Annotated in this window: 4 protein-coding genes; all 4 read left to right on the forward strand. The window is 65.0% G+C overall.

Features of this window, described 5'->3' with window-relative positions; genetic code table 11:
- Positions 1–297: 297 nt before the first annotated feature.
- The gene (locus PA598K_RS34670) at positions 298–1,305 is read left to right on the forward strand and encodes a glycosyltransferase (protein WP_128661264.1); all 1,008 of its coding nucleotides are present in this window, start codon (positions 298–300) and stop codon (positions 1,303–1,305) included.
- A 282-nt stretch (positions 1,306–1,587) separates the two neighbouring features.
- The gene (locus PA598K_RS34680) at positions 1,588–2,880 is read left to right on the forward strand and encodes a glycosyltransferase (protein WP_128661266.1); all 1,293 of its coding nucleotides are present in this window, start codon (positions 1,588–1,590) and stop codon (positions 2,878–2,880) included.
- Between the two features lie 205 nt (positions 2,881–3,085).
- A complete protein-coding gene (locus PA598K_RS34685) occupies positions 3,086–4,588 on the forward strand; it encodes a sugar phosphate nucleotidyltransferase (RefSeq protein ID WP_128661267.1) in 1,503 nt (500 codons plus the stop codon).
- 22 nt (positions 4,589–4,610) lie between these two features.
- The coding region (locus PA598K_RS34690) for a phospho-sugar mutase (RefSeq protein ID WP_128661268.1) at positions 4,611–5,787 on the forward strand (1,177 nt) is incomplete at its 3' end.

Here is a 5,787-nt window from a genome sequence, read left to right on the forward strand (position 1 = left end):
GCAATAATACCTTTATTTTTTGGAAAAACGGCATAATTGGCTCCTATAACTGCAAAAGTGCAGTTAAAAAGGCTGGTTTGGTCGGTATAAGCGACATATGGCGAAAATAAGTGCACTTTTGCAGTTGTGAGGTCGGCGTATGCTTTTTCAGGCAGAAATAAATGCATTTTTGCAGTTAGCAGAGCTATTTAGAAGAGGAGGTAGAGGAGGTAGAGGAAGTAGAGGAAGGGGAGTAGGAGAGGAAGTACGAGAGGGAATACGAGAGGGAATACGAGAGGAAGATAGGGGGTGGTCGGTATGAAGGTGTCGGTACTGACGGTGTACTACAACCGGGGGGATCAAGTGGACGAATCGATCCGCAGCCTGCTCAGTCAGACCTATGAGGACCTGGAGATCATCGTCGTCGACGACGGATCGACCGACGATACGCTGGCGCGTCTGCAGCAGTGGAGCGATCCGCGTCTGCGGGTGATCAGCCACAGCAATCGCGGCTTCACCCGCTCGATCATCGAGGCGGTGGCGGCGAGCAGCGGCGAGTGGATCGCGATCCACGGGTCGGGAGATATCTCCTATCCGGAACGCATCGAGGAGCAAGCAGCGCTGTTGGCGGCGCAGCCGGAGGTCGGCGTCGTCGGCTGCATCGTCGAAAATCGCAACATCGTCACCGGCGAGACGGCGATCTTCCACAAGCTGCGGGAGGGCGAGCCGGCGCTGGCGCAGCTGCTCCGCCATAACGTCTACACGCATGGCGAGGTGATGTTTCGTCGCTCGGTGTACGAGCAGGCGGGCGGCTACCGCGAGATTTTCAAGTTCACCCAGGATTACGACCTGTGGTTGCGGATGGCGCTCATCACCGAGTTCGCCAGCGTCGATCGGCTGCTGTACCGGCGATACACGTTGCCGGACGGGGTGAGCGCCTCGGTGGACAAGATGATGGTCCAGCAATACCTTGCCGAGCTGGGCCGCCAGTGCGTCGAGCTGCGCGTCGCGACCGGGCGCGATCTGATCGATCGTCATGGGGCGCATGGCTTGTTTTTTCGCAAGCGGTCGAAGCGGCTGTCCGGCGTCCTGCAAGGTCTGGCGAAGGCGGCGATCGTCCAGGATCGCGATCTGGCGAAGGCGGACCAACTGCTGCAGCTGGCGCTGGAGGAGCATCGCTCGCTCAAGGGCTGGCTGCTGCGGATGGCAGTACGCTTCGCGGATCGGCGGGCCGGCAGGCGCGAGCGGGCGCTGCGCCTGATCGACCGGCTGCGAGCGCTCAAGGCGCGGCGGCGCGGCGCGAGGGCACTGGAGGCGGCGCCCTGACGCGCCGGGCTGTCCGCCAGCGGATGCTGGCTAGCGCTGCGCCTGATCGACTGGCTGCGAGCGCTCAAGGCGCGGCGGCGCGGCGCGAGAGCGCTGGAGGCGGCGCGCTGACGCGCCGGGCTGACCGCCAGCGGATGCTGGCTAGCGCTGTGCCTGATCGACTGGCTACGGTCGCTCAACGTGCGGCTGCCCGGCAGTCGCCAAGGTCGGCGGCGCGGCGTTGGCCGTGACCGCCGAGTTAGGGGCAGCGCGCATTTACGATACAGGAGAGGAGTGAGGACCGTGAGGATTGCGGTGTTCGCCGATTATTTCCCCGCTTTGTCCGAGACGTTCGTGCTGAATCAGGTGACGGGGCTGCTCGATCGCGGGCATGAGGTGGATATCTACGCCACGGCGCCGAGGGCGGAGTCGACGCGTCATCCCGATGTGGAGGCGTACGGACTCGATGCCCGCTGCCGCTATCGACAGATGCCGCCCGGCAAGCTGGCGCGGTACGCGAGACTGCTGCCGCTGCTGGCCCGCCATCTGCATCGCTCTCCGGCGGCGCTGCTCGGCGCGCTTAATCCGCTGCGGCATGGCCGGGAGGCGTGGTCGCTGAACCTGTTCTACTCGGCGATATCGCTGCTGGAGGCCGGGAGCGGGGAGTATGACATCATCTATTGCCACTTCGGCCCGACTGGCAAGCTCGCGGCGGCGCTGCGGCGGACGGGACTGCTGCGTGGGCAACTCATCACGACCTTCCACGGCGCGGACATCACCTCCTATCTCCGCCAGCATGGAGAGCAGACGTATCGCGAGCTATTCCGCCAAGGCGATCTGTTCCTGCCAATCAGCGACCGCTGGCGGACGCGGCTCGTCGAGCTGGGCTGTCCGGCGTCGCGCATCACGGTGCATCGGATGGGGATCGACTCGGCGCGCTTCGCGTACCGTCTGCCTGTACAGTCGGACGATCAGCCGCTGCGGCTGGTGACGATCGCCCGACTGGTGGAGAAAAAAGGCGTCGCCTATGCGATCCGCGCCGTCGCTGCCTTGGCCGCAGAGGGGCGGCAGGTGGAGTACACGATCATCGGCGACGGGCCGCTGCGCGGCAAGCTGGAGGAGCTCGTCCTGTCGCTGAAGATGGGCCGGAGCATTCGGCTGGTCGGGCCCAAGGCGCAGCGCGAGGTGCTGGACCTCCTGCGCCGCTCGGATGTGATGGTCGCGCCCAGCGTGACGGCGGCCGACGGCGATCAGGAGGGCATCCCGGTCGTGCTGATGGAGGCGATGGCGATCGGTCTGCCGATCGTATCGACCTGGCACAGCGGCATCCCCGAGCTGGTGGAGGACGGAGCGAGCGGCTATCTGGTGCCGGAGCGCGACGAGCAAGGGCTCGCACACAAGCTGAAGCTCCTGGCGGACAATCGTCAGCACTGGCCGCAGATGAGCCTGCGCGGGCGGGAGATTGTCGAGCAGAGCTACGACATTCATCGGCTTAATGAGCGGCTGGAGGATATTTTCCTGCAGCTGCTGATGCAGCCGGGGGCCAGCAGCTCCGAGCGGCGCAGGTCCCGGCAGCTGCGGCGGGCCGAGGGGTGAGCGAGTGGAGCACGGGCGGCTCTGCTTTCCCCAGGACTGAGTGGCCACAGCTGCCCAGGGGCGGATCTGGCGTTGTAGAGCTGGCGATGCCATGTGCGACAGCGGCAGGTCTGGTGTCGCGGGGGTGATGTATTGCAGCCGAGCGTCGTACGCAGCGGCAAGGCATAGGTCAACGAAGGAACAGGCGAATGGAGGGAGTGGGGATATGAAGCTGATCTTGTTATCGGGCGGCTCGGGCAAGCGATTGTGGCCGCTGTCCAATGATGCGCGGTCCAAGCAATTCCTCCGTGTGCTGGAGGGACCGGGAGGACGCATGGAATCGATGGTGGAGCGCGTCTGGCGGCAGTTGGGCGAGAGCGGCGTGCGCGAGTCGGCCTACATCGCCACCGGGCAGGCGCAGGAGGAGCTGCTGCGCGCCCATGTCGGGCCGGAGGTGCCGCTTATCGTCGAGCCGTGCCGACGCGACACCTTCCCGGCGATTGCGCTGTCGGCGGTCTATCTGTACTCGATCGTCGGCGTCAGTCTGGAGGAGACGGTAGCGGTGCTGCCGGTCGATCCGTACGTCGAGGATGAGTTTTTTCGCCGGGTGGGCGAGCTCGAGGCTGTGATCCGCCGCACCGGCTGCGATATGGCGCTGATGGGCGTGACGCCGACCTACCCCTCGGCCAAATACGGCTACATCGTCCCTGAGCCGGACGCCGCGCAAGACGCCGCTGACGCCGAAGCTGTCGATGGCCTGCGCGACCGCAGGTTGCCTGAGGGAATGTCCGCTGAGAAGCGTAACGCATCGGAAGGCGCGTCCGCGCTCCCGGAACAACTGGCCCGGTTCGCAGTGCCCGGGACAGGCGACGGCGCAAGCCGCCGGGTCCGCCGCTTCACCGAAAAGCCGGACGAGACGACGGCCACAGCGCTGATCGCCGAGGGCGCGTTGTGGAACTGCGGCGTATTTGCCTTCAAGCTGGGCTATCTGATCCAACTGCTGATCGACCGGGGACTGCCGATCCACTATGACGGCCTCTGCGAGCAGTATGAGCGGCTGGCCAAGACGAGCTTCGACTATGAGGTCGTGGAGCAGGCTTCGCATATCGAGGCGCTGCGTTACGACGGCTACTGGAAGGATCTCGGCACCTGGAACACGCTGACGGAGGAGATGAAGACGCCGCTGCTCGGCGAAGGCCGGACGACCGAGGATTGCCGCAATACGCATGTGCTCAATGAGCTAGGGATCCCGATCATGGTCCTCGGGCTCTCCGACGTCGTCGTCGCGGCCAGTCCCGATGGCATCCTCGTCGCCGACAAGGCGGCTAGCCCCCGGATCAAGGAGGCGCTGCGCGATGACGAACGGCGGCCTATGTACGAGGAGCGGCGCTGGGGGCATTATCTGGTGCTGGACCAGATGCGTCACGACGACGGCACCTCGGCGATAACCAAGCGGGTCTGCCTAGCGGCAGGGCGCAATTTCAGCTACCACTACCATACGGATCGCAGCGAGGTCTGGACGGTGCTCGGCGGCCGGGGCGAGATGATCTTGGATGGCGCATCGCGCATCCTGCAAGCAGGCGATGTGGCGATCATCCCGGCACGGGCGGCACATACGCTGCGGGCGCATACGGAGATGCAGCTAATCGAGGTGCAGCGCGGCGTTCGTCTGGTGGAGGAGGATATCGTGAGGCTAGGCAAGGAATGGTCGACCATCACACAGATCTGACAAGCCGAAGGGGAATCGAGCCATGAATGCGATCGCAGAACAACTGGATCACCAGATACAGCTCCGCTACCGCCGCTGGTTGCATGCGGATTTGCCGAGCTATCTGCGCAAGGAGCTCGGAGAGCTCAAGGCAAGCGAGATGACCGACCGCTTTTATCGCCATCTGACGCTCGGCACGGAGGGGGTCCGGGAGCGGGTCGGCGTCGGCAGCAACCGGGTCAACATCTACACGATCCGCCGGATCGCCCGAGCGCTCGCCCTCTTATTGCAAGAGCAAGGCACGACAGCTAGGCGACAAGGCGTCGTCGTCGGCTATGACGGCAGGCTGTCGTCGCGGGGCTTTGCCCAGCAGGCGGCGCTCACGCTCGCGTATAGCGGCGTGCAGGTCTATCTGCTGGAGCAAGCGCGGCCGACGCCGCAGCTGTCCTACGCGGTGCGCGAGCTGGGGACGGCAGCGGGCATCGTCATCACGGCAGGTCATTATCCGAGGGAGTATAGCGGCTGCAAAATCTACGACGGCACCGGCGCGCCGATGTCGCTCGAGCTGAGCGGGCGACTCGCCGGAGCGCTGGCCGAGCTGGAGGATGAGTTGGCCATCCCGCTTATGCCGCAGGATGCTGCGCTGACGTCGGGGAGACTCGTCATGGTCGGCAAGGAGCTGGACCAGCGTTACCGCCGCCATCTGGAGGCGAGTGTGCCGCTCGCCAAGATCAGCAAGGCGAAGGCAGGGGCTGTCGGCATCGTCTTCACCGCGCTCCACGGCACAGGCGGCGAACCGCTGCGTACCTTGCTCCAGCGCGCCAAGTACACGCATGTGCATGAGGTGAAGGAGCAGAGCGGACCGGACCCGTTTTTCTCGGCGGCGCCGCATCCCGATCCGTCGTCCCCGGAGGCGCTGGAGCCTGCGCTGCGGCTGGCTCGATCGGTGCAAGCCGACATCGTGCTGGCGCTCGACCCGGAGGCGCAGCGACTCAGTCTGTCGATCCGCGATAGCAGCTATAGCTACCGGACGCTGCGGCCCGGCGAGACGGGCGCACTGTTGCTCGATTATATCTGCATGCAGGTGAAGCGCAAGGACAAGGCGGCTGCGGCTGGAACGATCTACACGAGCGTGCTGGAGGGCGGATTGGCGGAGCGCATCGCCGCGCGCTATGGCATGGAGCTGCTGCGGACGCTGCCGGGCTTCCGCCATATCGCCG

The sequence above is a fragment of the Paenibacillus sp. 598K genome, from assembly GCF_003851045.1.
Taxonomy (GTDB): domain Bacteria; phylum Bacillota; class Bacilli; order Paenibacillales; family Paenibacillaceae; genus Paenibacillus_D.

Coding starts and splice junctions, on each gene's coding strand:
- PA598K_RS34670 (WP_128661264.1), top strand. CDS start 298: ATGAAGGTGTCGGTACTGACGGTGTACTACAACCGGGGGGATCAAGTG.
- PA598K_RS34685 (WP_128661267.1), top strand. CDS start 3,086: ATGAAGCTGATCTTGTTATCGGGCGGCTCGGGCAAGCGATTGTGGCCG.